This window comes from Vibrio sp. (assembly GCF_050299255.1).
Lineage (GTDB): Bacteria > Pseudomonadota > Gammaproteobacteria > Enterobacterales > Vibrionaceae > Vibrio.
Map to the genome: position 1 here is coordinate 26,578 of NZ_JBNKVP010000019.1, position 25,953 is coordinate 52,530.

The 25,953-nt window shown below is 49.3% G+C and carries 27 protein-coding genes, 1 riboswitch and 1 other annotated feature; of the genes, 6 read left to right on the forward strand and 21 right to left on the reverse strand.

The window, feature by feature from the left end; genetic code table 11:
* Window positions 1–10: 10 nt before the first annotated feature.
* From ACQY6F_RS07710 to hisG, 10 genes are all read right to left on the reverse strand, one after another.
* Window positions 11–916, reverse strand: a complete 906-nt coding sequence (locus ACQY6F_RS07710; RefSeq protein WP_428773411.1) for a manganese-dependent inorganic pyrophosphatase — start codon at window positions 914–916, stop codon at window positions 11–13.
* 134 nt (window positions 917–1,050) lie between these two features.
* On the reverse strand, window positions 1,051–1,794 hold the full coding sequence (locus ACQY6F_RS07715) for a YebC/PmpR family DNA-binding transcriptional regulator (protein ID WP_428773412.1): 744 nt from the start codon (window positions 1,792–1,794) through the stop codon (window positions 1,051–1,053).
* 99 nt (window positions 1,795–1,893) lie between these two features.
* The gene (gene hisIE, locus ACQY6F_RS07720; RefSeq protein WP_428773413.1) at window positions 1,894–2,526 is read right to left on the reverse strand and encodes a bifunctional phosphoribosyl-AMP cyclohydrolase/phosphoribosyl-ATP diphosphatase HisIE; all 633 of its coding nucleotides are present in this window, start codon (window positions 2,524–2,526) and stop codon (window positions 1,894–1,896) included.
* Entirely contained in the window at window positions 2,523–3,296 is a 774-nt protein-coding gene (hisF, locus tag ACQY6F_RS07725) for an imidazole glycerol phosphate synthase subunit HisF (RefSeq protein ID WP_428773414.1), read from the reverse strand. Before hisF ends, hisIE begins: the two co-directional genes overlap by 4 nt.
* Window positions 3,278–4,015 carry a 1-(5-phosphoribosyl)-5-[(5-phosphoribosylamino)methylideneamino]imidazole-4-carboxamide isomerase gene (hisA, locus tag ACQY6F_RS07730; protein ID WP_428773415.1) on the reverse strand — a complete coding sequence of 246 codons (738 nt, stop codon included), beginning with the start codon at window positions 4,013–4,015 and terminating at the stop codon, window positions 3,278–3,280. The genes hisF and hisA overlap by 19 nt, the downstream gene beginning before the upstream one ends.
* Window positions 4,016–4,027: 12 nt before the next feature.
* On the reverse strand, window positions 4,028–4,642 hold the full coding sequence (hisH, locus tag ACQY6F_RS07735; RefSeq protein WP_428773416.1) for an imidazole glycerol phosphate synthase subunit HisH: 615 nt from the start codon (window positions 4,640–4,642) through the stop codon (window positions 4,028–4,030).
* A complete protein-coding gene (gene hisB / locus ACQY6F_RS07740; protein WP_428773418.1) occupies window positions 4,642–5,715 on the reverse strand; it encodes a bifunctional histidinol-phosphatase/imidazoleglycerol-phosphate dehydratase HisB in 1,074 nt (357 codons plus the stop codon). The genes hisH and hisB overlap by 1 nt, the downstream gene beginning before the upstream one ends.
* Window positions 5,716–5,796: 81 nt before the next feature.
* Window positions 5,797–6,837, reverse strand: coding sequence for a histidinol-phosphate transaminase (gene hisC / locus ACQY6F_RS07745; RefSeq protein ID WP_428773419.1), 1,041 nt, complete (start codon window positions 6,835–6,837; stop codon window positions 5,797–5,799).
* Complete coding sequence (gene hisD / locus ACQY6F_RS07750; RefSeq protein ID WP_428773420.1) at window positions 6,838–8,136, reverse strand: histidinol dehydrogenase; 1,299 nt, start codon at window positions 8,134–8,136, stop codon at window positions 6,838–6,840. It lies immediately after the preceding gene.
* Between the two features lie 5 nt (window positions 8,137–8,141).
* Window positions 8,142–9,038, reverse strand: coding sequence for an ATP phosphoribosyltransferase (gene hisG / locus ACQY6F_RS07755; protein ID WP_428773421.1), 897 nt, complete (start codon window positions 9,036–9,038; stop codon window positions 8,142–8,144).
* A 40-nt stretch (window positions 9,039–9,078) separates the two neighbouring features.
* Window positions 9,079–9,214, reverse strand: a sequence feature (His leader region).
* Window positions 9,215–9,625: 411 nt separating this feature from the next.
* On the opposite strand from hisG, the gene ACQY6F_RS07760 reads away from it, so the two are divergent.
* A complete protein-coding gene (locus ACQY6F_RS07760; protein ID WP_428773423.1) occupies window positions 9,626–10,579 on the forward strand; it encodes a sigma-54 interaction domain-containing protein in 954 nt (317 codons plus the stop codon).
* Window positions 10,580–10,656: 77 nt separating this feature from the next.
* Here ACQY6F_RS07760 and ACQY6F_RS07765 read toward each other — a convergent pair whose 3' ends face one another.
* Window positions 10,657–12,258, reverse strand: a complete 1,602-nt coding sequence (locus ACQY6F_RS07765) for a Na+/H+ antiporter NhaC family protein (RefSeq protein WP_428773424.1) — start codon at window positions 12,256–12,258, stop codon at window positions 10,657–10,659.
* A 114-nt stretch (window positions 12,259–12,372) separates the two neighbouring features.
* A riboswitch (Lysine riboswitch) is annotated at window positions 12,373–12,552 on the reverse strand.
* A gap of 450 nt (window positions 12,553–13,002) precedes the next feature.
* Here ACQY6F_RS07765 and ACQY6F_RS07770 point away from each other — a divergent pair.
* Entirely contained in the window at window positions 13,003–13,410 is a 408-nt protein-coding gene (locus ACQY6F_RS07770; RefSeq protein ID WP_428773425.1) for an H-NS family nucleoid-associated regulatory protein, read from the forward strand.
* A 76-nt stretch (window positions 13,411–13,486) separates the two neighbouring features.
* On the opposite strand, the gene ACQY6F_RS07775 is transcribed toward ACQY6F_RS07770, so the two are convergent.
* The gene (locus tag ACQY6F_RS07775; protein ID WP_428773427.1) at window positions 13,487–14,791 is read right to left on the reverse strand and encodes an inosine/guanosine kinase; all 1,305 of its coding nucleotides are present in this window, start codon (window positions 14,789–14,791) and stop codon (window positions 13,487–13,489) included.
* 224 nt (window positions 14,792–15,015) lie between these two features.
* Between ACQY6F_RS07775 and mnmA the strand changes: the two genes are divergently transcribed.
* From mnmA to purB, 3 genes are all read left to right on the forward strand, one after another.
* Window positions 15,016–16,137, forward strand: a complete 1,122-nt coding sequence (gene mnmA / locus ACQY6F_RS07780; RefSeq protein ID WP_428773429.1) for a tRNA 2-thiouridine(34) synthase MnmA — start codon at window positions 15,016–15,018, stop codon at window positions 16,135–16,137.
* A gap of 16 nt (window positions 16,138–16,153) precedes the next feature.
* A complete protein-coding gene (gene hflD, locus ACQY6F_RS07785; protein WP_428773430.1) occupies window positions 16,154–16,771 on the forward strand; it encodes a high frequency lysogenization protein HflD in 618 nt (205 codons plus the stop codon).
* A gap of 80 nt (window positions 16,772–16,851) precedes the next feature.
* Window positions 16,852–18,222, forward strand: a complete 1,371-nt coding sequence (gene purB / locus ACQY6F_RS07790) for an adenylosuccinate lyase (RefSeq protein WP_428773431.1) — start codon at window positions 16,852–16,854, stop codon at window positions 18,220–18,222.
* Between the two features lie 89 nt (window positions 18,223–18,311).
* Here purB and ACQY6F_RS07795 read toward each other — a convergent pair whose 3' ends face one another.
* The 9 genes from ACQY6F_RS07795 to htpX all read right to left on the reverse strand — a co-directional run bounded on the left by ACQY6F_RS07795 (window position 18,312) and on the right by htpX (window position 25,440).
* On the reverse strand, window positions 18,312–18,851 hold the full coding sequence (locus tag ACQY6F_RS07795) for a DUF3833 domain-containing protein (RefSeq protein WP_428773433.1): 540 nt from the start codon (window positions 18,849–18,851) through the stop codon (window positions 18,312–18,314).
* Entirely contained in the window at window positions 18,844–19,422 is a 579-nt protein-coding gene (locus tag ACQY6F_RS07800; protein WP_428773434.1) for a chalcone isomerase family protein, read from the reverse strand. Before ACQY6F_RS07800 ends, ACQY6F_RS07795 begins: the two co-directional genes overlap by 8 nt.
* Window positions 19,412–19,897 carry a DUF2878 domain-containing protein gene (locus ACQY6F_RS07805; protein WP_428773435.1) on the reverse strand — a complete coding sequence of 162 codons (486 nt, stop codon included), beginning with the start codon at window positions 19,895–19,897 and terminating at the stop codon, window positions 19,412–19,414. Before ACQY6F_RS07805 ends, ACQY6F_RS07800 begins: the two co-directional genes overlap by 11 nt.
* Window positions 19,898–19,907: 10 nt before the next feature.
* Window positions 19,908–21,152, reverse strand: a complete 1,245-nt coding sequence (locus ACQY6F_RS07810) for a class I SAM-dependent methyltransferase (protein ID WP_428773436.1) — start codon at window positions 21,150–21,152, stop codon at window positions 19,908–19,910.
* Window positions 21,149–21,958, reverse strand: coding sequence for a DUF1365 domain-containing protein (locus ACQY6F_RS07815; RefSeq protein WP_428773437.1), 810 nt, complete (start codon window positions 21,956–21,958; stop codon window positions 21,149–21,151). Before ACQY6F_RS07815 ends, ACQY6F_RS07810 begins: the two co-directional genes overlap by 4 nt.
* Before the next feature lie 2 nt (window positions 21,959–21,960).
* Window positions 21,961–23,253: an NAD(P)/FAD-dependent oxidoreductase gene (locus ACQY6F_RS07820; RefSeq protein WP_428773439.1), complete on the reverse strand. Its 1,293-nt coding sequence runs from the start codon at window positions 23,251–23,253 to the stop codon at window positions 21,961–21,963.
* Window positions 23,250–23,993 carry an SDR family NAD(P)-dependent oxidoreductase gene (locus ACQY6F_RS07825; RefSeq protein WP_428773441.1) on the reverse strand — a complete coding sequence of 248 codons (744 nt, stop codon included), beginning with the start codon at window positions 23,991–23,993 and terminating at the stop codon, window positions 23,250–23,252. Before ACQY6F_RS07825 ends, ACQY6F_RS07820 begins: the two co-directional genes overlap by 4 nt.
* Window positions 23,990–24,409 (reverse strand): nuclear transport factor 2 family protein, encoded by a 420-nt coding sequence (locus tag ACQY6F_RS07830; protein WP_428773442.1) that lies wholly within the window; start codon window positions 24,407–24,409, stop codon window positions 23,990–23,992. Before ACQY6F_RS07830 ends, ACQY6F_RS07825 begins: the two co-directional genes overlap by 4 nt.
* A gap of 167 nt (window positions 24,410–24,576) precedes the next feature.
* On the reverse strand, window positions 24,577–25,440 hold the full coding sequence (htpX, locus tag ACQY6F_RS07835; RefSeq protein ID WP_428773443.1) for a protease HtpX: 864 nt from the start codon (window positions 25,438–25,440) through the stop codon (window positions 24,577–24,579).
* 268 nt (window positions 25,441–25,708) lie between these two features.
* Here htpX and ACQY6F_RS07840 point away from each other — a divergent pair, with 268 nt between their 5' ends.
* Window positions 25,709–25,876, forward strand: coding sequence for a hypothetical protein (locus tag ACQY6F_RS07840; RefSeq protein ID WP_428773444.1), 168 nt, complete (start codon window positions 25,709–25,711; stop codon window positions 25,874–25,876).
* Window positions 25,877–25,953: the final 77 nt, after the last annotated feature.

A 25,953-nucleotide genomic window follows, 5' to 3' on the forward strand; every position in this document is an offset into this window, starting at 1 on the left:
TATCCGGGAATTAAACCAGTTCTGCTTGCAGCCAAGGCCAGCCCTGTTTCTTACGGCTTAAGGTGTTTTCCATCATCAGTAAGCCGTTTTGTTCGTGTTTGGCCAGCTTCTCTGCCCACTCACCTTTGTAAATCAGGCGAGTCTGTGCTGTGGTGATGTCAGTCAGCATTACCGCAGCAAATGCTAGCTCCTGTTCCTGACAACGACGTTCCAGATCGGCTTCCAGCGCGTCGATCATTCCGTCAACCTGCTCCAAAGTCGCCAGTTCTACCTGGCCGACTACGACGTCACGGCCGTTGAACGGGTACGCTTTCAGGTCTTTTTCAACCAGTTCAGCCGCACTCAGGCCTTCGATATCGGTCTTAGCGATCAGCAGATCTTTGATGAACTTGTCCAGGTCGGTAACACCAGCGATTTCAGCCAGCGCCTTCACGGCAACTTTATCTTTTTCAGTACAGGTTGGAGAGGCAAAGCCAACGGTATCAGACAAAATAGCCGACATCATCAGAGTGGCCATCTGAGGCTTGATTTCTGCCTGCTCCATCTGGAACAAGTTAAACAGGATGGTACAGGTACAACCTACCGGCCAGATCCAAGCTTCCAGCGGGTTAGTTGTCATTACGTCACCCAGACGGTGGTGGTCAACAATACCCAGAATTTCGGCATCGTTGATATCATCCGGTGCCTGTGCCAGATCGGTGTAATCCACCAACCAAACTTTTTCACCCGCTACGCTGGTGCGGAATTCAGGCTGGTCGATACCGGCGGTTGCCAGAATATGCTGAGTTTCACGATTGATTTCACCCTGGCGTACTGCTTTGGCTTCCAGACCACGCGCTTTTAGCAATTCAGCGGCAACCAATGCACCACATATACTGTCACTATCCGGGTTTTTATGACCGACAACTAGAATCATGCTGTTTCCTATTCGCTTTATTATGCCTATCAGAGATAGAAGATTACTCACAAAGGCCGTTACTTTACCTGATTTTTCAAATTTGTCATGACCTGACAAGAAAAAATGCTCCTGTTCGGGAGCATTTGAGGCGCTTACAGGCTCTCTGCCACTTCGTCTGAAATATCGCCGTTATGATACACTTCCTGAACATCGTCCAAATCTTCCAGAGCGTCGATTAGACGCAGCAGTTTTGGTGCGGTGTCGGCGTCCAGTTCCGCTTTGGTCGAAGGCACCAGGCTCACTTCCGCATTAGCTGCCGTGAAGCCCGCTTCGTCGAGGGCATCTTTGACCTGACCGAAGTCGCCCGGCGTGGTAAAGACATCTATCGCACCGTCATCAGCGGTTTCGATATCTTCGGCACCACTTTCCAGCGCCACTTCCATCACCGCATCTTCATCCAGGCCAGGTTCATAGGATATAACGCCTTTTTTATCGAACAGATAGTTGACGCTGCCGTCCGTTCCCAGGTTACCGCCGGCTTTGGAAAACGCGTGGCGCACACCAGAAACGGTGCGGTTACGGTTGTCCGTCATACACTCCACCATCACGGCCGTACCTCCTGGACCATAGCCTTCATAGATGACGGTTTCCATGTTGTCATCACCCTCACCACCGGCACCGCGGCTGACCGCCCGGTTAACCGTGTCCCGGGTCATATTATTGGACAACGCTTTATCAACGGCCGCACGAAGACGAGGGTTATTTTCTATTTCTGCTCCCCCCTCTTTCGCCGCCACCACGATTTCCCGGATCAATTTGGTAAAGATCTTGCCGCGCTTGGCATCCTGTGCAGCTTTGCGATGACGAATATTCGCCCATTTACTGTGACCTGCCATAAGATTCCTCCGACTGTTAAAACGCAAAAGCTGTAAGAGGTAACCCTCCTACAGCTTTAATTTTGATTTGCCACCATACTACCACATTCAGGGGGGTAATTACTTGTGGCGCTCCTTGAGCTTGTTAATCACGTCGTTCATCGACAAGCCCTGGTCTTGCAGCAGCACCAGCAGGTGATAGATCAGGTCGGCCGACTCGCACACTAGCTCCTCCTTATCACCCGACGTCGCCGCAAGCGCAACTTCAACGCCTTCTTCGCCCACTTTTTGCGAAATACGCTTGGTGCCACGGGCATATAAACTGGCGGTGTACGAAGATTCCGGGTCGGCACTCTTGCGGGCAGCCAATAATTGCTCAAGTTGATGAAGCCACACCATTTGCGACTCTTCCTGACCGTCACCGTCCCAGCACGTCACTGTACCGGTATGGCAAGTCGGGCCGATAGGCTCAGCTTTGACCAGCAGGGTGTCGTTGTCGCAGTCCAGAGCGATGTTTTTCAGTTGCAGAACATTGCCCGAGGTTTCACCTTTGGTCCACAATCTCGATTTGGAGCGGGAGAAAAACGTAACCTGACCGGAGTCAGCGGTTTTTGCCAGCGCCTCTTGATTCATGTAGCCCATCATCAGTACCTGGCTGGACTGAAAATCCTGTACTATCGCCGGCACCAGACCATCGACTTTCTGCCAGTCAATACGCTCTGAAAGTGCTGATACATCCATTACATCACTCATATTCTTACCTCAACACCTTCTTGTTTCAGATATTGTTTCAATTCACCGATATTGATGATCTGTTTGTGGAAAACCGATGCGGCTAGGGCGCCGTCAACATTGGCGGCTTTAAATGCCTCGGCGAAATGCGGCATCGCCCCGGCGCCACCGGATGCAATCAGTGGCACTTTGCATACTTCGCGAACCATATTCAGCTGGGTGATGTCGTACCCGTTACGTACCCCATCCTGGTTCATCATATTAAGGACGATCTCACCGGCGCCTCGGCGCTGAACTTCTTGTACCCAGTCGCGCGTCTGCCATTTAGTCGCCTTAGTACGCGCCTCATCACCAGTGAACTGATACACCTGGTATTTGCCGGTCTCCTGGTCAAAGTAAGAGTCAATGCCAACCACAATACACTGAACACCGAATTTGTCGGCCAGCTCGGTGATCAGTTCTGGATTAGCCAGTGCCGGTGAGTTGATTGACACTTTATCGGCACCGAACTCCAGGATCCGCGCCGCGTCTTCGGCAGATTTAATTCCCCCGGCAACGCAGAATGGGATATCAATGACTTCAGCGACACGAGCAACCCAGCTTTTATCAACTACACGGCCGTCACTGGACGCGGTAATGTCATAAAAGACCAGCTCATCAGCACCCTCTTCAGCGTAGCGTTTCGCCAGTGGTACTATGTCGCCGATGATTTCATGGTTACGGAACTGAACGCCCTTTACTACCTGACCATCGCGGACATCAAGACACGGAATTATTCGCTTTGCCAACATGCAAACGCCTCCTCTGCAGTAAATTTACCGTCCAGCAAGGCACGGCCGACAATCACACCAGCCACACCCGAGCCTTTCAACGCTTCGATATCAGCCAGGCTACCGATGCCACCGGAAGACTGGAACTGCACCTGAGGATACTGGCGACACAGGTCGACGTACAGGTCGACGTTAGACCCTGCCAGCGTGCCATCGCGCGAGATGTCGGTACACAAAACGTGTTTAAGGCCCACGGTCAGATAATCATCGATCAGTGCTTCTATCGTCACGCCTGAGTCTTCTTGCCAGCCGGAAATCGCCACCCTACGTACGCCATCAGCACCGATATTGATGTCCAGTGCCAACACGATACGTTCCGGGCCGTATTTGGCCATCCAGCCTTTAACCAGCTCCGGTTGTTTTACCGCAGTTGAACCCACCACCACACGCTGAGCACCGGCCTCCAGCAAGTCCACCACGTCTTGCTCGTTACGGACACCGCCACCGATTTGGATGTTGGCTGGCGTTGATGCCAGTAATTTGGCAATAAGATCCAACTGACGCGCCGAAGTATCTTTGGCTCCGGTTAAGTCCACTAGATGCAGCCAGTTTGCGCCTGCCTGATGATAGAGGTTGAACTGCTCGGCAGGGTCTACCTTGTACTCGGTGACCTGGCCGTAGTCGCCCTGATAGAGGCGAACGACCTGTCCTTCAATAAGATCGAGTGCTGGAATAATCACAATATTACTTCCCTATAATTCTAAGAAATTCTTCATCAGTTGCGCACCGGCTTTCGAAGAGCGCTCGGGGTGGAACTGGACACCGTAGTAGTTGCCACTTTGAATTGCCGCGCTAAATGGCTGGCCGTAGTCGCACTCAGCAATGGTGTAATCGCCTACCGGCATAGCGAAGCTGTGAACAAAATAAAAATACTCACCAGATTCAATGCCTTTGAACAGCGGGTGACCAGCTTTAGCGGTCACGGTATTCCAGCCCATGTGCGGCAATGGCAAGTCACCGGTTTGCATTTTTTTCACTTCACCATCGCACAGCCCCAGGCAATCGACCAGCTGATCGGCTTTCTGGCCTTTCTCTTCAGAAACCTTGCCCAGTAGCTGCATTCCCAGGCAAATACCCAGCAATGGCTTTTCCACCTTTTTCACCAGCTCGATAAGATCGCGCTCTGCCAGATTGTTCATCGCCTCGCTGGCGGTGCCAACACCGGGCAAAAACAGTTTGTCTGCCGCCAGTACCACTTCCGGTTGCTTGGAGATAGTGACGGGATAACCTAACCGTTCAATGGCAAATTTTACTGAGGAAACGTTGGCGCAGCCGGTATCGATAATGACGACTTTCTGCTCGCTCATTACAGCACTCCTTTACTGCTTGGTAGCTCGGTACCTTCCACTTTAATCGCTTGGCGTAATGTGCGGCCGAACGCTTTGAACAGACTTTCAATAATATGGTGGTCATTGTCGCCAGCAGAAGTCAGATGCAGCGTACACGCTAAGGTGTCAGTCAGAGAGCGGAAAAAGTGTTCAACCATCTCGGTGGACAAGTCACCCACTTGCTCACGGCCAAACGCCGCGTCAAATTTGAGGAAAGGCCGGCCGGACAGATCCAGCGCACATTGCGCTAAACATTCGTCCATCGGCAGGCTGAAACCAAACCGGCCAATGCCACGCTTATTGCCCAGCGCTTCTTTCAGCGCCTGACCCAGTGCCAGTGCAGTGTCCTCTACCGTGTGGTGATCATCGATATGCAGGTCGCCTTCCACCACGCATTTAAGCTGGAAACCACCATGAGTGGCGATTTGATCCAGCATATGGTCAAAGAACCCCAGCCCGGTAGAAATCTGGTTGCCACCGGCCTGATCCAGGTTTACCGCCACACGAATGTCGGTCTCTTTGGTGGTACGGACCACTTCCGCCACCCGAGCTTTTACTGTCAGTTCGGTCAGAATCTCGCGCCAGCCATTCGTGTCACGGTCATACAGGATACCGCGAATGGCCATGTTGTCCGCCAGTTGAAGATCCGTTGGTCGATCACCTATCACCACAGAGTGCTGAAAGTCGACTTTGCCACCTTGCAGGTACTCTTTCACCATGCCGAGTTTAGGCTTGCGACAACTGCAGTTATCCTCTTCAAAGTGAGGGCAGATCAACACATCGTCAAACTTAACCCCCTGTGAAGAGAATATATCCATCATCATATCGTGCGGGGCGTCAAAATCTTGCTGCGGGTAACTGTCTGTGCCTAACCCATCCTGGTTGGTCACCATCACCAGCCGATATCCCGCATCTTGCAGCGATAGCAAGCATGGGATCACATAGGGCTCGAGTTTGAGTTTATCCAGTCGGTCGACCTGAAAGTCGATTGGCGGCTCTTCGATCAAGGTGCCATCCCGGTCGATAAACAGAATCTTTTGTTGTTTGCTCACTGGAACTTCCTTTTATAACTAAATTCTTGGGCTTTGAGACCCGTTGAGTTCTCACCTTCTCAACCAGCCTTCATTAATAACTTAAGCGTAATAGTTGCGAATAAAACCGAGCGTTTTTTCACACTCGTCCCGGTTACCCACTGTGATGCGGACACAATCTTCTATCGGAGAGTTGCGCAAAATAATGCCACGATCCCAGGCGGCTTTGAACACGCCATCACCATCCGGGAACTTGACCAGCAAGTAGTTACCCCAACCTTCATACACCGTGACACCATTGATCATTGACAGACCCACCTGCAAGTAAGCTCGGTTGGCATTGATGTCCAGTACCTGGTATTTAGCGCGCGCCAGCCCGGCTTCCGACAGCGCCTGGCAGGCTATTTCAGCGACAGGAACCGGGATTGGATATGGCGCGATCACTTTGAGCAGTACATTGATGATGTCGGCGTTAGCCAGGGTAAAACCACAACGCAGGCCAGCCAGGGCAAACGCTTTAGACAGCGTGCGCAAAATTGCCAGGTTCGGGAAATCTGCCAACAAATCAACCGTAGATGCTTCTGGGCAGAAGTCGATATAGGCTTCATCCATCACCACAATAGCGCGGTCACGGGTCATTTCCAGCAGACGAATAATGTCATCGCGATTGATAAGATTACCAGTCGGATTGTTAGGACTGCACACAAACACCAGTTTAACCTGATCCAAATTTTGTTCGATCTGATCTAAATCGAGTTGCCAGTCTGCAGTGAGCGGAACAATTTTACGTTCCACACCGATGGTTTCCGCGCTGATGGCATACATACCATAAGTTGGCGGGCAGTACAGGATGGCATCTTCACCCGGTTCGCAAAACGCCCGGATCAGCAGTTCAATCCCTTCGTCAGCGCCGCGAGACGCCAGCACCTGCTCTTGCTGCACACCGGCATAATTGGCATAAGCGGCGACTAACTCTTTCGGCTGACACTCACTGTAGCGATTCAGTCGGGAGAAGTCAGTTTTGTATTCGTTGTCAAATGGAGACTCGTTGGCATTCAGCCATACATCACCACTGCCGCCGATACGACGGGCAGACAGGTAAGGAGTCAGTTGCTGTATCTGTTTTCGCGCCAATTTTTCCATTTATTTCGCTCTCTCTGCTAGCTTTTCTACCCGAATCGTCACGGCGCGCTTGTGGGCGTCCAGGCCCTCCGCTTCAGCCATAGTCACCACAGTTGGCGCCAGGTTCGCCAATCCTTCCGCCGACAGCTCCTGTACGGTCATTCGTTTGGAGAAATCGGCCAGACCCAGACTGGAATAGGTTCTGGTGTAACCGTAGGTTGGTAATACGTGGTTGGTACCCGACGCGTAATCGCCAGCCGATTCCGGTGACCAGTCACCGAGGAAAATTGAACCCGCATTATCGAGCAACGGCAGTAGCTCTCGCGGCGCTTTGGTCTGAACGATAAGGTGCTCAGGACCGTAGAAGTTGGAAATCGAAACCGCCTGAGTCAGCGAATCGGCAATAATGATCAGGCTAGATGCCAGCGCCTGCTCAGCGATGGCGGCACGCGATAGTTGTTTCAACTGACGCTGCACCGCGTCGGTGACCTGATCAGCCACCACTGGTGACGGTGTGACCAGCACCACCTGAGAGTCCGGTCCATGCTCAGCCTGGCTCAGTAAGTCTGCGGCGATAAAGTCGGCATCGGCGCTTTCGTCGGCCAAGACCAGCACTTCGGAAGGCCCGGCAGGCATATCGATCGCGGCACCACGAAAATCGTTACTGACCTGGCGCTTGGCTTCAGTCACGTAGGCATTACCCGGACCAAATATTTTATCTACCTTGGCAACCGTTTCGGTGCCGTAAGCCATAGCGGCGACCGCCTGGCCTCCACCAACGTTGTAGACTTCATCAATGCCACACAAACTGGCGACATAAAGAATTTCATCAGCGATAGGAGGCGGAGAACATAACACCACTTTCTGACATCCGGCTATTTTTGCCGGTACGCCCAACATCAGCACAGTTGATGGCAGAGGTGCACTACCACCCGGAATATACAGACCCACTTTTTGAATCGCCCGGGTTACCTGCTCACACATTACACCCGGCTGAGTTTCCACTTTGATTTTCTGTGGCTTCTGGGCTTCGTGAAACTTGGCAATATTGCTGTAGGCCTGCTGCAGTGCCTGCTTCATCTCTTCGCTGAGGCGTTGACTGGCCAGTTCAATTTCGGTTGGCGATACTCGAATTGAGTCTGGTGTCACTTTATCGAATTTTTCGGTCAGTTCGAGTAACGCTGCATCGCCGCGACTGCGCACCTCGGCAATCACTTCCGCGACTGCTGCACTAATATTGGCACCCGCTGTTATCGCAGGACGCTCCAGGATGGAATCTTGTTGTGATTCACTAAGAGATTTCCAGACAACCGTTCTCATCGTCGTTACTCCATCATTTTTTCGATCGGCAATACCAGAATAGAGCTGGCACCCAGAGCTTTCAGCTGTTCCATGGTTTCCCAGAACAGATTCTCAGTACTGACCAAGTGAACCGCCACGCGGTGTTTATCAGCAGAAAGTGGTAAAACAGTAGGGTCTTCAGCGCCCGGCAGCAGAGCTTTTACTTTCTCCAGTGTATCAACTGGGGCGTGCAACATGATGTATTTGGATTCTTTCGCCTGCTGGACACCCTGCATACGGGTCAACAGCTTCTCAATCAGCGCTTGCTTGTCTTCAGACATAGGGCCGATTCGCTGGATTAAGGTCGCTTTCGATTCGAAAATCACTTCGACCTCTTTCAAGCCATTGGCTTCCAGTGTTGCGCCGGTAGAAACCAAGTCTGCAATCGCATCAGCCAGACCCGCTCGCGGAGCGACTTCAACCGAACCGGTCAGCATACAGGTTGAAAAAGGTACGTCGACTTTGTCCATATAGGCTTTTAACAGGTGCGGATAAGTGGTGGCGATACGCTTACCAGCCAAATCTTGTGGGCCGTTGTACTCTGCATCTTTATCAATGGCGATAGACAGATGACATCCACCAAAATCCTGGCGGCTTAGTTGAATAAATTCGCTCGGTTCCTCCTGCGCGATTCGATCTAGGCGAACTTCTTCCAGCTCGTTTTCGCCAATGAAACCAAGATCTACGACGCCATCCATAACCAGGCCTGGAATATCATCATCACGGACCAACAGCAGATCAATTGGCATATTTAACGAGTGAACAACCAGACGCTCGCCCATGATATTGAATTTCACGCCGCACTTTTTCAGCAAGGTCTGGCATTCTTTACTCAATCGACCTTTTTTCTGGATGGCAATTCTTAAGCGCTGTGTCTGCATAAATTTTTTCCCTGTCTAATCTGATTTTAATACTGCTAAAAACGAAAAACCCTCGGAAGATTTTAGTCTCCCGAGGGTATGAAATCGAAACTAGTGATTTTAACCGCCGGGAGATTCCTGTCTCCCGGATACGCGTACATCGCCCGAAAGACTACTTTGGGTGATGATGATGGTGAATGTTTTTCACAAAATTACGCATATTTATTAAGGTTTGAACTATCTAAACTGATGAAGACACATTAACCAAGCTCCTGGTAATTTTCAACCAATAATTGGGATATTTTAAATTTATTTCTTAATTCACTATTAAACCTATGTTTTTAGTGAATTAATTCCCTAGATTCCATTAGTTTCCAGAGTTATCTATTCGTTTACTCGAGTTTTCGCCTCATTTTACCCGGTTTCAAGGCTTGAGAGGCAAATCAATAAATAGTCGAATTTAAACCCCAAACCCCAACATATACACGAAGATGCATACTGGTGCGTCAATTCACGACGGGATCTCAGCATTAAGACATCGGTTGACCAACCTGAGTAACGGTCACTGTCTACTATTACGGTGTACTCCACCAACAATGAACAAAACAGTGAGTTATAGATGCCAACAAGCCAAAGTTGAAACATTGTTTCCCGACGACTTTTATCCTCTGATTGGCGATAGTGGCTGCATCGAAGAGCTGAAGACCAGATTACAAAAATACGCGCAATGTGATGCAGAAGTGCTAATTCAGGGAGAAACTGGAGTCGGCAAAGGGTTATGTGCGCGCCAAATTCACCAGATGTCCAGTCGCCGTGCACGCCCCTTTATTGAAGTCAATTGTGGGGCTATCCCCAGTGGGTTGATCGCCTCAGAACTATTTGGCCATGAAAAAGGTGCCTTTACCGGTGCCATAACAGACCACATCGGTTTCATCCAACGTGCTGATGGTGGCACCCTGTTTTTGGACGAAATCGGTGACATGCCACCGGACTTACAGATCCACCTGCTGCATTTTCTGGAAAACAAGGTGATCCAGAAGTTGGGCGGTGAGCATAGTATTGCTATCGACTGTCGGGTGATTGCTGCCAGTCACGTTGAATTAAAGCAGGAAGTCATGCAGGGTAAATTCCGCGAAGATTTATATTACCGGCTCAATATTCTGCCGCTGACGGTGCCCCCGTTGCGTAAGCGAAATGCAGATGTAATTCTGCTGGCTAACTTCTTCCTGGATAAAATGGCCAAAGACGGACAAAAAGGCCGCCTGTCTAAATATGCCAAGCAAGCGTTGCTTAAACATGCCTGGCCTGGCAACGTTCGTGAATTGCGTAACGTGATACAAAGAGCCCTGGTTATGTGCGACAACAATTTGTTGCATCAGTCGGACTTAGGCCTGGAGACAGTTGACCGGCAACTGCTGCCCGCCAGTGATCAAATCGATCTTGATTATCTACTGCAAGCGATCGAAAACAATAACCATAATATGAGCGCAGCAGCGCGTCAGCTGGGCATATCCAGAACCACGCTGTATCGGCTGATCAAAAAATACAATCTGCAACTGTAACGGATGCCGCAGAGCGCAGTCACGTTGTGAAGAAACAAAAAAACTCCGCATGAGCGGAGTTTTTTGGTAGCCGGAGATTAGGCTGACTCTAAGCGTGACATTCTTGAACGCGAGATCACAGACAGTACCGTGCATACCACGATAAAGCTCACGATTGCCGCTAACATTGCCAGTGACAACGACGAAGTCAGTCCCAACACCAGATATCCTATGCTGGAAACCAGCGCTACCGAAAGTGCATAAGGCAACTGGGTCGCAACGTGGTCGATATGGTTACAACGCGCCCCGGTCGAAGACAGAATCGTCGTATCAGATATTGGTGAACAGTGGTCACCAAATACCGAACCAGCCAGCACTGCGCCTAACATTGGTAGCATCAGTGAGATGTCTGACGCCGCAGCCATATCACCGGCAATAGGCAACATAATGCCAAACGTTCCCCAAGAGGTACCGGTCGAGAATGCCATTAAACCAGACAGCACGAATAGAATGACAGGTAACCAGTGTGGGCCAATATTACCCTGAGCCAAAGTAGACAAATAGCTGCCGGTGTTCATATCACCGATCACGGAGCCAATGGTCCAGGCAAATACAAGGATCAGGATGGCACCAAACATCGATTTTGCGCCAATCCAGGCGGCACGCAAGATCTCAGTCAGCGCCAAGCCTTGCTTGAATACCGTGAACAGTGTGGTCGCCAGACCGAATAGGCTACCGATAATCAATGAACGGCCAACATCGGTATTTTCAAACGCGCCAAGCAGATTAAAAGCTTGTTCATCTGCGGCGAGAGCTTCCGCACCGGTGTAAATCAGCGCAGCAATAGTGGCGACCACCAACACAACAATTGGCAGCACCAGATCAGACACCTTGCCCTTTTCGCTCTCACGAATATCCAGCTCTTCATTCAGATCACGGGCGGCTTCAGCATCATCGCTGCTTTCGTTATCAAATCCCCGGCCTTGTGATGCTTCAATCTCATGACCACGCATCGGGCCGACATCGAGCTGGAACCATACCACGGCAAATACCATCAGCAGTGCAAACACCGCATAAAAGTTCATTGGTATCAGTTGTACAAAAGCACTGAATGCGGAATATTCAGTCACACCGTGGGAAACCAGTATGCCGCCGACGATAGTTATGATGTATGCCCCCCAGCTTGATGCTGGCATCAATACACACATAGGCGCTGCGGTCGAGTCCAGTATATAAGCCAGCTTGGCACGGGAAACATAGTAGCGATCAGTCACGGGGCGGGAAATTGCACCAACCGCAAGGCTGTTAAAATAGTCGTCCACAAATATAAATACGCCGAGGAAAGCGGCCAACAATTTAGAGCCACGTTTACTTTTCACTCTATGCTGCGCCCATTCTGCAAACGCGCGAGTACCGCCAGATAAAGTCAGCAAGGCGGTAATCATGCCAAGCAAAACCAGGAACGCGACGATACTCATGTTCCAACTATTAATACCACCATCTTCGACAAACACAGCAGATACCTTGTCGGTAATATAACCTGCTGTATTGGCCAGACTGTAGTCATTGAGTAAAAGACCACCCAGCAATACACCTACCCCAAGAGAGAGTAAAACTCTTCGGGTAACAATGGCCAGGCTCAGCGCTACCAATGGTGGCAGCAGTGACATCGGTGACGACGCGAAATCAATTAAATTCATGATCTTCAAAAACCAGTAAGTAATGGTCAGAGATCTACTGCAGACAAACGTCAGAAACTCCTGCTCTGGCGTTTATGTTGAACTAAGCGAAAGGGAAGCGAACACTTCACCCAACCCTACAGTAGCGCTCCATAGTTAAAGTTATAGACTATGGCAGTGCTGTTCCTATTCGAAATCAGCCCCAGCAGTCAGTTTTGATATACCAAACTACTTCGGCGAAACGACCTTTTGCGATAATTCATTGGCATCACCCCAATTATCGTTACTCATTCGTTTCGCACCTCTACCGTGCTGGCGTTATTTTAAACTGTTGATAATCCATATTAACAACAATTTAACCAACCTAGCACTCCAGGTGGCGACCATTGTACTTAGCAATAGCACTATTGCAACATATCATTCCAATTATTGTTGCTAAATGACTAAAACTAGAACTTTTTATGCAACTGCATCTATAAGTAAATCAAATAGGTGTTGGATTAGCATTAGTAATTATAGGGTTTACTTAATTAGCTGATCATGCAGCAATGAATAATCACAAATTCTATTAAGGATGTTTGCTCGCCGATTTTTTAGCGCTTTCTAATTAACTCAAAAGTGTTAATTGACACGTATAAAATAAAATTTTTCTAATTTGTCCATTTTCTTACAATATTTGCTAGAGTATTTTCAATATTCTATTGTGTATTATTATATTGACGTTTATTATTGATTTATCGACTACATTGAATCACAGGAATTAGCATGTCGGAATTAACCAAAACACTCTTAAATATTCGCAGCCTGCGCGCATTCGCTCGTGAACTTACAATGGAGCAATTAGAAGAAGCTCTGGATAAACTCACGACTGTGGTTGAAGAGCGCAAAGAAGCTGAAGAAGCAGAAATGGCAGCTCAAGCTGAACAAGAAGCAAAATTGGCAGCTATCGCTGAACAGATTTCTAAAGATGGTATCGACGTAGAGGCACTTATTACTGCACTATCTGGCGAAACCAAAACAAAATCAAAATCGAAACGTGCTCCTCGCCCGGCAAAATATAAATATGTCGATGCTAACGGTCACGAGAAGACTTGGACAGGTCAGGGCCGTACTCCATCTGCCATTCAAGAGCAGTTGGATGCGGGCAAATCACTGGATGATTTCCTGATTTAATTGATAAAATTTTAAGTTATATAAAAGGCTCCTCTTGGAGCCTTTTTTTATTATGTTCAATTAGTTGAAATATTTTTTAACGTTCCCAATACACTTCTTCTAAGCTATCCTCTCGTTCAGGCAATCCCTTAGATAACCTAGGAGAATGTTGAGCTAACACCTCATAACTGGCTCGATTAGAGTATTTGCATACTTGTGAGAATGAGGAATAGGTTAAAAAATTGTGATTATGTTTGCTGGAATTAGGTACATTTTTTTTGTGGTATTTATTTGCTGCCATGTCATGCAATAGTGCGGATAACGCAGCATCACCAGCGCCATTAGTGTTTTTTATTTTTTCCGGACCACCCATATAAGGTGAAATATGTGAATACACCTTAATAGGATTCTGGCAGGTGTTTCTCGCCACTGGACGGCTAAACTCGAAACGATTGAATTCCGCAATACAACCTGGCAATAATGGCAACGAGGTTTCACGTTTAACCGCATCATCCGTATATCCGGCCATAAATAAACCAACCGGCCCAGCAGTACACAAAACTAAATCCACCCATTGCAGGGTTTTATCGGAAGCGGCTAACGGATCTGACTCTCCGGTTAGCGCTTCCGCTTCATCTTCATTCATCGCCACAACTGAAATATGGTCGTGCAAAAATTGTTGCCAGTATTCTGGATCGTCCTGAATAACATATTTGGTACCCAGGGTGAGAACAACCGGAACTTGGTATTTTTTTGCATATTGAATCGCCTGCATGGTCGCCTCTGGCATAGGGTCACCCGGCTTGCAGCGCACTAAATAGGCGGTTAAAACCAGGGCTGAAGCATTCACAAATATCGATTCGGGAATGCTTTCGGGCTTGAGCTGATTCATCTGACCTTCGCTGATGGCGAACGTCCGCTCGCCATCTTCGGTGATCAAGGCAAAACATCGACCAATCGCGCCATCCACCCCCTGCAGGTAATTGAGATCCATCCGGCTGGAGGTGTTACATAAATAGCGGTATCCATAGCTGCCAATTTTAATATCCTGGCTCATAACACCCAGCAGCGTCGAACGATCATCGGCAAGCACCGAGTAATTGTGCAGAGTATTACCAATTGTGCCACCAGCATATTCATTGGTGATCAGGTCATTCTGTTTCAGTTCCTGATAGAGCGCTTCTGCGGTCTGGTCATCAATGACCAGCGAGTGTCCTTTACTCAGCTGATATTTCTCGATTAATTCGCTGCTGACATTGGCTTCAATATCTACCAGAGTCTGGTCAATACCAATTACATGGGTTTGGGACATGATATTGCTTTCTTGGACCGGATTGACCAGAGGATCACGGGCGTCGACAGGAAAGTAGTGTTTAGACTTGCGTTGACCAGGAAATTTCATAGTGTCGATTCTAGCTAAAGGGACGAAAAGAGCCGCGATTCTAGCCTGATGCGATTAGGCCAGCAATATCGGCAATTATAGCAAACGATTGCTGTTGAAAATTTCTCTTACAAAGTGCTGTCTTCAGAGCTGTTTTTACCTGGTTTGATTTACATCACGGATCTGTCACCGACAGACTCTTTCTGTTAGAATCTGCCTCCAGTTAATTTAGATGGTATTTTTTGATGTCCCAATTCAGTTCTGACAACAGCCAAAAGAAAGTGATAGTCGGCATGTCTGGCGGTGTAGATTCCTCTGTATCAGCATATTTGCTCAAACAACAGGGCTACCAGGTTGAAGGCCTGTTCATGAAGAACTGGGAAGAAGATGACAACGAAGAGTACTGCACGGCGGCCGAAGATCTGGCTGATGCTCAAGCCGTGTGTGACAAGCTTGGTATTCATCTTCATACCATAAACTTTGCCGCGGAATACTGGGATAACGTATTCGAATACTTCCTGGCCGAATATAAAGCCGGGCGCACTCCCAATCCAGATATCCTGTGCAATAAAGAAATTAAATTTAAAGCCTTCCTGGAGTTCGCTGACGAGGTGCTTGATGCCGATTACATCGCAATGGGCCATTATGTTCGTCGTACCTTCCCGGACCATGGCGACAAACCGCAGATGCTGCGCGGATTAGACAGCAATAAAGATCAAAGTTACTTCCTCTATACTCTCAGCCACGAGCAAGTGGCGAGAAGCCTGTTCCCGGTTGGTGAACTAGAGAAGCCTGAAGTTCGCCGCATTGCCGAAGAGCAAGGTTTGGTTACGGCTAAAAAGAAAGATTCGACCGGGATCTGCTTTATCGGTGAACGCAAGTTTACCGACTTCCTGTCCCGCTACCTGCCAGCCCAACCCGGTAATATAGAAACCCCGGAAGGCAAAGTAATTGGCGAACACCAGGGTTTGATGTACCACACGCTGGGTCAGCGGAAAGGTCTGCATATCGGCGGCCAAAAAGGAGGCGGCGGCAGCGAAGCGCCATGGTATGTTGCTGATAAAGATCTAAAACGCAATGTACTGATTGCTGTCCAGGGCGGTGACCACCCGCTGCTGAAATCACAAGGCTTGATTGCGTCACAGTTGCACTGGGTCGACCGTCAACCGATTGGCCAACCTGTGAGTTGCACAGTAAAAACTCGTTATCGTCAAACCGATATCCCCTGTACTATTATCCCTATGGATGACAACAACATTAAGGTTATCTTTGACCAACCTCAGGTCGCAGTCACACCGGGACAATCGGCAGTATTTTATCAGGGTGATGTGTGCCTCGGTGGCGGCATCATAGAACAACGAATTTAACCAGGAGCAACACTACGTGGCTAACACCATTTATGACCGTACTATTGCATTCGCCGGAATGTGTCAGGCAGTAGCGCTTGTTCAACAAATGGCGAAGGACGGTTATTGTGATTCTGACGCGTTTGAAACTTCGCTAAACGCAATTTTGAATACTAACCCGAGTAGTACGCTGAATGTCTTTGGCCGCGAAGCCAATTTAAAAATCGGTCTGGAGTGCCTGGTTAAAGGTATCGACAGCACGCCGGCAGGCTCTGAAATCACCCGTTATATTATCAGCCTGATGGCTTTGGAGCGGAAACTGAACAGTCGCCGGGATGCCATGTCACAACTGGGCGACCGAATTTCGATGCTACATCGGCAACTCGAACACTACGATTTGTTGGACGAGAATATGATCAGTAATCTGGCCAGTGTTTATCTGGATGTGATCAGTCCAATAGGCCCTCGAATTCAGGTCACCGGTACACCTTCGGTATTGCAGCAAACCTCCAATCAGCAAAAGGTTCGGGCACTATTATTGTCCGGTATCCGTTGTGCGGTACTCTGGCGCCAGGTGGGTGGCAAGCGTCGCCACCTGATTTTTGGTCGCAAAAAAATGATCGAGCAAGCACAGATCCTGCTGGCTCGAATGTAATAGTCCTAACTCGCACCCCCGGTGCGAGTTTACTTTTTTATATCCTCTAACTTTTTCAAATCATTATTCAGGAGAAAAACATGGAACTGTCAGCATTGACTGCTGTTTCACCAGTAGATGGCCGCTACGGTAGTAAAACGATTGCGTTACGCGAGATTTTCAGCGAGTACGGTCTCCTAAAGTATCGTACTATCGTTGAAATCCGCTGGTTACAGAAGCTTGCTGCGACTGCAGAGATCGCTGAAGTGCCTGCATTTAGTGCAGAGGCAAACCAGTTCCTGGATGAGCTTGCCGCAAACTTCTCTGAAGAAGATGCCCGCCGCATTAAAGAGATTGAGCGTACCACCAACCACGACGTTAAAGCGGTTGAATACTTCCTGAAAGAGAAAGTTGCCGCGGTTGCTGAGCTGCATGCGGTGAATGAGTTTATTCACTTCGCCTGTACTTCTGAAGACATCAACAACACGTCACACGCTCTGATGCTGCAAGACGCACGTGAAAACGTGATTTTGCCTGAGATCCGTAACCTGATCGACGCTATCCGTAAGCTGGCAGTTGAGTACCGTGATATCCCGCTACTGTCCCGAACTCATGGCCAACCAGCATCCCCATCGACTATGGGTAAAGAGATGGCCAACGTGGCCTACCGCATGGAACGCCAATACCAGCAAATCGCTAATGTCGAAATCCTGGCAAAAATTAACGGCGCCGTTGGTAACTACAACGCACACTTATCTGCTTACCCAGAGCTGGACTGGCACAAATTCAGTGAAGAGTTCATTACCGAATCACTGGGCGTGACCTGGAACCCGTACACCACGCAGATTGAACCGCACGATTACATTGCAGAGCTGTTTGATGCCATTGCACGTTTCAATACCATTCTGATCGACTTTGACCGTGACGTATGGGGTTACATCGCGCTGGGTCACTTTAAACAGAAGACCATCGCTGGCGAAATCGGCTCTTCTACTATGCCGCACAAAGTTAACCCTATCGATTTCGAAAACTCGGAAGGTAACCTGGGTCTGGCTAATGCTGTCTTCAACCACCTGGCGCAAAAACTGCCTATTTCCCGCTGGCAACGTGACCTGACCGATTCCACGGTACTACGTAACCTGGGTGTAGGCGTCGGCTATGCCATCATCGCTTACACTTCAACTCTGAAGGGTATTAGCAAGCTGGAAGTAAACCGTGAAGCATTGCTGGCGGAACTGGACAAAAACTGGGAAGTTCTGGCGGAACCGGTGCAAACCGTCATGCGTCGGTACGGCATCGAAAAACCATACGAGAAGCTGAAAGAGCTGACTCGTGGTAAACGCGTTGACGGTGAAGCAATGCGTAACTTTATCGATGGCCTGGAACTGCCAGAAGATGAAAAAGTCCGTCTGAAAGCGATGACACCAGCGAACTATATCGGCCGTGCCATCGACCTGACTGACAAGCTGTAATCGCAGCAGAATCGCTAAAGGCTTCCTTCAGGAAGCCTTTTTTATTGGCCGGTTAATCGCAGGTGACCATCATCGCGCCATGGCTATCATCAGGGTTGCTTCTGGAAAAACAGTGTCAGTGTGCCGACCTCAATACCGAACTTGCGTATGCTGGTCAGATTAAACAGGTGCCGTTCGTCCTGGCGGTATAGCCAGTCATCGAATGCGACCACGACGGTTGAATCATCCAACGTCAGTTCAAAATCATACTGCCAGCGCAGAGCATTCCCCACCTCCCGGCCAGTCGCCACTCCCTGAATATCATCAGCGCGACCAATATAACTGCCATCGCTTTGACGGGTAATCGTCCAGACTCGGGTGTCCGTTTCTCCGTCATCGAACTGAAACTCTTCTTCCAGGGTTAAGGTATCGTTCTCAACAGTGCCGGTTATGTCGACTTCAAATCGTCGGGTCTGCTTACCCTGGTAGTCCTGCACCATCCCCCACGCCGTGACGTGACCGTCAAAATAGCCAAACAGATTAAACTGAGGGTGTGATTGGTGGTAGTCATTCAGATCACTGCTGCAGGCACTGACAACCAACAGTACCCATACCAGCAGAATACGCCGCAGCGTGCTTACTTTAGTCATGATGAGCTCCTATCAACTGCCTGCGTAAATCAGGGTAAGTTGTTTTGGGTGACAGCCAAATGGCCAGAAAGGCATCATTCAATCGCTCATCGCCAATGTGACCGATAGCTTGAAATGGTTTTTGTTGCTCGGCAAAATAGAACTGCCCTCTCCGACCGTCGGTAACATAAGCCAGTTGTTGCCCCTGACGAACATCCGGAAAAATGCTCTCTAATTGTGCCAGCCACCGATCCACATCTGCTTTTGAGTAGCCCAGCTTTTGCCACTGGTCAGCGGTCGCCTGGAGCAACTCTAGCCGGTCAATATCCCGTTGATAGTGAATCGACAACGCCAACGGATGCGGGCTGATATCTGTCTGAGCCTGATATTGACCGGACGGGGTGAGCAAGTGCGACTGATAAATGTCGAAAAACCACCAACTCAGTTGCGCTGAGCCCACCGGTCGCCACTGCTGCCAGTCTAGTGCTGCACCGTTAGATGCCTCTGAACTAAATGGCGAAGCAACGGCGGCGTTTACCAGCCCTGCTACCAGAGCCCCCAGCAACCGCAAACCATATTGATTACTCTTCATATCGGTACACCTTTAATATCAACCAGATCACGCCGAGCCATTGCACCATCAGGATAGCCAGGGTCCAAAACAGCGGCTCACGTAACAGCACATCGCCTAGTTGGGCGCCAGTGAAATAACTGGCTGCGCCGGCAATGCCTCCTGCCAGCGCTACATACCTCAGCGGATATCGCCTCACCAGCTCCGCCAGGTAATAAGCAAACCAGGCAAAAGCAAACCATAGCGCTGCCAGCCAAAGCGGAAACCGGTTGTCGGAAAATTCAATCACACCAATACTGTGATTAACGTTGTCCAGCACAATCCCGACGGCTGCGATCAGCAGCAGCGGGGCAAGCTTGGTCCCTTGGCTTAATCGCTCTATTGCGTAAGTAACCAACACACAGGCTAGGGTCAGCCACTGCAGAGACTCCGCCCCGATTACTGCCATCAACCAGATAATTTGAAACCAGGTTGAAATGAGCAGCAGCTTAATCATGTTGTCCACCTTACACCCGCTGATAAGTCATATGGACCGTGCTGATACTGCGAGCTAAGAAACCACCTTCGCAATAGCAGAGGTAGTAGCGCCACATGCGCATAAATCGCTCATCATAGCCCAGCTGATGTATTCGCTCTGCTGCCGCCTCAAATCGCAGTCGCCAGTGGGCTAAGGTGGTGGCGTAATCCAGGCCGATATCTTTTAGATCTCTCAGCACCAGATTGCTGTAACGAGTTGTAGCCTGATTGATCGCTCCGACTGAAGGCAAGAAGCCGCCTGGGAAGATATATTTCTGAATGAAGTCAACACTGCGGCTGTAGTCATGGTAGCGCTGATCCGTTATGGTGATCGCCTGTAAAGCCAGTATGCCACCCGGCTTAAGTAATGACTGACACTTAGCGATATATGACCCAAGGAACTGCTTGCCCACCGCCTCGATCATTTCTACCGACACTAACTTGTCATACTCACCGGATAAATCGCGGTAATCCTCAAGTAGCAGCGTGATCTGATCTTGCAGCCCTAATTCAGCAATTTTCTCCGCTGCATAGTCATGCTGCTCTCTGGAGATAGTGGTAGTGGTCACCCTGCACTGGTAGCGTTGCGCCATATAAATGGCCATCGCGCCCCAGCCGGTACCAATTTCCAGCACATGGTCGTCTGGTTTGAGTTGCAGTTGCTGGCAAAGTCGCTCCATTTTATTAATTTGCGCCTGATCCAGTGAATCCTCGGCTGTGGCAAATATCCCGCTTGAATAGAGCATGTTGCGGTCAAGGAAGGTCTCATAGAGCTCATTACCGAGATCATAGTGGGCTTCAATATTCTGCCTGGAGTTGCTCTGGGTATTGCGGTTCAGCCAGTGGCCTATTTTATAGGCGCAGCGCTTTAACCAGCCGGACCTACGCTCAATGTCATCCAACGCTGCCATGTTGACGGCCATTAACCGAGTCAGCACCGTCAGATTTGGGCTGTCCCACCAGCCATCCATGTAGGCTTCTGCCGCGGCGATACTGCCACCGCGTATTACCCGGCTATAGAAATCCGGATTGTATATCTCGATTACCGCAGCAAGTTCAGGTTGTGCGCTGGCGGTAAATTGCTCTACTCTGGCTGGCGAGTGACCGGCAAACTTTTCCACCACGGTGATGCTGCCCGCATTTAAGCTACCCAGACTGGTGAATATCGCCGTGCGGGCAGCGCTTTGAACTCGAGTTAAACTGACCGGATAAGATAAGGTCTGGCTGGTTATCATAATCTTGGCTCCTTGTTATGTTCTTCCTCTGCTCCGCTGGACGGGTGCGAATAAACCGGTGCACCTTTCCACCACAACTTAGCTGCATGCCAGTAGATGCCGGCCACAACCTTGACCGCCATGATTGGAGTCACCACTAACTGTTTGAGCAAATTGGCTGAGCTAAAACTGTGCGCGCGCATGGCCAATGTCGCATCGAATTCTTTGTTTTTCTCACCAGCGTGTTGCTGGCACTGCAGATGTAGCCACAACCTCTCGTGTAACGGTCGTATCCGCCAGTGATACTGCTGGTTCATCGGGTTAAACGGCGATACATGAAATGCTTTTTGCTGCGCACTTTGAGTCATTGTGCTGCCAGGGTCAGCCGGCACCAGATAGTAATGACGTTCATTCCAGGGCGTATTGCTCACTTCTGCCAACAGGTAACGCCAATGCCCTTGCTGGTCGTAGACATAGTAAAAGTTGACCGGGCTGAAATAGATGCCCAGATAGCGCAGGTGGATCAGTGCTTTTACCTGACCGTCAGCAAGCGTCTCACCAGCTAGCTCGGCAACTTTATCCAATACCGCCTGCTTGAGGTTACCCACCCCCAGATAATCAGGGCGATAGAAACGTGCCCAGTGCCACCAACGCTGGCCAAAACCCCACACTGATTTTTCCAGCGTTTCTATTTCATCCAGATCAATGCAGGGCATGAAAAGCCGATACACCAGATGATGATTTACCGGTTGAAAGCGGCGGTGCCTGACCTCGCCGACATAGAGCCGGCTGGACAGTGCAGATGAGCGAAGTGTTGCATCAGACATAATCAAGCTGCCCCTTGCTCCAGTTGGGCCGACAGGCGTTCAATGCCCGCTACCACATCCAGAGCACTGCGCACACCATCTTCATGGAAGCCGTTATACCAGTACGCACCGCAGAACCAGCTGCGCATCACGCCGTCAATACTTGATTTATTCGCCTGTGCAGCAACTGACTGACGGGTAAACACCGGGTGGTGATAGCTAAATTTGCGCAGTACTTTACTCTGGTCAATCTGATCAAGGCAGTTGAGTGACACGCAAAATGTCTGTTCAGCTTCAATGTGCTGTAAACAGTTCATATTGTAAGTCAGGCTGGGCAGCTTTTCCTCCTGCCGCGGAGCGGGCTGGGTTTGATTCGCCTGTATCCAGTAGTTCCATGCCGCCCAGGCTGATTTTCGTTTCGGTAACAAGCGGGTGTCAGTGTGCAGGATCACGTCATTGGCCTGGTAAGCCATTGCGGATAATGTCTCAGTTTCCAGTGGTGAGGCATCGGCTAACATGGCCAGAGCCTGATCGCTGTGGCAGGCAAAGATCACCTGATCAAACTGATGCTGCTCGCCATTAACCAGTAACGAGACCCCGTTGGCAGTGCGCGTCACTCTGGTGACTGGGCTACGCAATAAAATCCGGTCAGAAAAACCTTGTGTCATTGGTCCTATATAACTGCGCGATCCTCCGGTCAATACATACCACTGGGGCCGGTTGGTGACATCCAGCAGGCCGTGATTGAGGAAAAAGCGAATAAAGAATGGCAGCGGGGACGCGCGCATATCGGCCAGGGTAGATGACCAGATGGCCGCTCCCATCGGCAATATGTAGTTCTGGCTAAAATAGTCGCTGAAGCCGTGTTGCTGTAAAAATTCGCCCAGAGTCTGTTCGTTCTGCAGGTCTTGATCCACTGACTGTTTTGCCAGGCGGTTAAAACGCAATATTTCCCAGATAAAATAATAGAAACGCGGACTGAACAAATTGCGCTTTTGCGCGAACATGGTCGCTAGCGTATGTCCATTATATTCCAGGCCGTTGTAGTCATTACGGACGCTGAAACTCATTTCGGTCTCGGTATAACGAACGCCCAGCTTGTCTAACATCGCCATGAAGTTGGGATAGGTCCGGTCATTGAAGACGATAAAACCGGTGTCGACGGCGTAGTCTTGTCCGTTAACTTGTACATCGACAGTCGCCGTGTGCCCGCCGATGTAATCGCTGGCTTCGAACACGGTTACGTCATGGTGGCGGTGCAAATGGTAACCACAGGTCAGCCCGGATATCCCACTGCCAATAATTGCGATCTTCATGCTGACTCTCCTTGGTCATTAAACATCTTGCCGATTAGCCACGTCTGCCAACTGTATGGCAACACGCCTATCAGGCGCAGAATGGCGGTAAAACGGAATGGGAAATAAATAGTGGTCAAACCCTTTCTCAGGCCGTTTCTGATCCGCTTGGACGCTTGCTCTGCGGTGATCAGCATCGGCATAGCAAAATCATTCTTGTCGGTCAGCGGAGTCTGAACAAAACCAGGAAATATGGTGGTGACATCGATACCTTTATGACGTAAATCCAGGGTCAAGGTTCGGGCCAGGTAACTGACCGCCGCTTTAGACGCGCCGTAGGCTTCAGCGCGGGGCAGCGCGACTTCGCTGGCAACCGAGCCCATGATCGCTATACGCTGGCCGGACTTGAAATGCTGCTGAATCGCTTCGATGACATTCACCAAGCCCAACACGTTGACACTGAACACCCGCTGGAACAGCGCCGCGTCTATCACTCCGTCATTAATGTATTCGCAGTCTCCGGCATTTAGCAGCCAGACATCCGGAAGCTGCGGTAAATGTTGCAGTGCCTGATGGGTAGCCGCAGGGTCAGTAACGTCGAAACAGATCGGCGTAATCGATGAAGCAGACTGCCCGGCTAGCTCTTCTAATGCGGCAGCATTTCTGCCACAAGCCAGCACAGACCAGCCCTCTCGCGCATAATCCATCGCCAGTTGTTTGCCAATACCGGAAGTAGCACCGGTGATCATCACCACGCTCATTGGCCCAGCCTCCGCTTGATGGCCTGAATCAGCTTGCCGATTAAAGGTAGATTCTCGTAAAGCATTTCGCCAAGATCAAAATAGTCCCGGTGATAGATCACTTTGCCATCACTGAACATCAGATGGCTGACACCTTGAACCTGAACCACCCTTCCATTGTTTAATCTGGGGTGTTGCAGGTGCATGGTCCAGGTAACAAAGCCGGTATCGCCCTCTTGTTGGCTGTGGTGTATATCAAACTGGCATTGCTGCACATTCTGATACAGGTTTGCCAGGTAAGCGTTCAGCGCTGGCCAACCTTCTATACGATGCGCTGCATCTTCAAAAACGACATTTGGATGGTAAACCTTTTCCAGCGTGTGCAGTTTTGAATCATCCAACTGCTGGTAAATTTTGCCGAATTTGCTAATGTCCATTTATCTCTCCGACTGCTCACTCTGCCACTGTTCAATCTGAACAGTTTTGCCCTGAAAAGTTGTACAAGATTATTTTTGTACAACTTTTGCATTTAGTACGCGACGGGGAAAAAATGGATCAAAAAAGGCTTGGTAAAAACCAAGCCTTTTAACTAACACATTAATTATTATGAATTTCTCAACGCATTAATACGCTTATCTAACGGCGGGTGGCTCATCAGAAGTTCCGAAATCGAGCGTTTGCCATTAATACCGAACGCCATCATTGAGCCCTCAAGTTGAGATTCCTGGCTCAGTTTTAGGCGTTCCAGCGCCGCGATCATCTTATGCTTACCAACCAGCTCAGCAGCACCTGCGTCTGCGTGGAATTCACGATGACGGCTATACCACATAGTTATAAAGCTGGCCAAGAAACCAAACAGCAACTCCAGGACTATCGAAACGGCGAAGTAGACCATCATATTTCCGCCTTCTCCTTCTTCATCGTCACCACTGGCAACAATATTCGCGATAAAGCGCGACAGGAAAATTACAAAGGTATTCACTACCCCCTGCATTAAGGTCATGGTAACCATATCGCCATTGGCAATATGACTCACTTCGTGAGCCAACACCGCTTCGGCTTCATCTCGGGTCATGTTATGTAACAAGCCGGTAGAAACTGCGACCAAAGAATCATCCCGTTTTGCACCGGTCGCAAATGCGTTGATGTCAGCCGAGTCATAAATCGCGACAGTCGGCATACCAATACCCACTTTTTGTGCCTGACGAGCGACCGTTTCCATCAACCAGTGTTCTGTTTCGTTACGTGGGCTTTCAATGACCATACCACCCACCGAGCGCAATGCCATTCCCTTAGACATCAGCAAGGAAATAATCGCACCACCAAAACCAAACACTGCCGCAAGTACCAACAGGCCAGACATACTACCCGGTTGCATACCGGTAACCGCGTAAACAATGTTAAGTACAACACTCAACACTAGTACAACGGCCAGGTTAGTGGCCAAAAATAACATTACACGCTTCATTATTTTCTCCGATACCGGGCAAGGCGCCAAAGCCGTTACCCGTGACATACGATAAAAGGTGTGAAATTCACTTCCACCTTGTTTAGGTATAGTTTAATTTTTTTTAATTCAAGGTTAAGCAGGAAATTGCAACATTTTGTTTTTTAACACAAGCCTGACAGGCAAAAGTGATGCGTGTACAAAGTTAGACTTTGGTCGTATTGCAGGCGCAGTATTAGCTGCTATGTTTAAGGCCAGATTGTGCAGAATTGCTAAGAAAGGAATCACCATGGCGGAAATGAACAGTTATCAAATGGCGATAGACCTGCTCTGTTGTCATCTGGGTATCTCAGAAGAAGAAGCAAAACAGCAACTGGGTCTGCAAAACGAACAGAGTGTACAGCAGTCGATCATGGAAACTCAGCAGTCTCTAATGGGACTAAACCAGAGCCAATAGTGAACTCTGTTGTTCTATGACGTACAGTAAATCGGTAACAAAACACTGATTGACCAAGACAAGCAAAAACAAAAAAA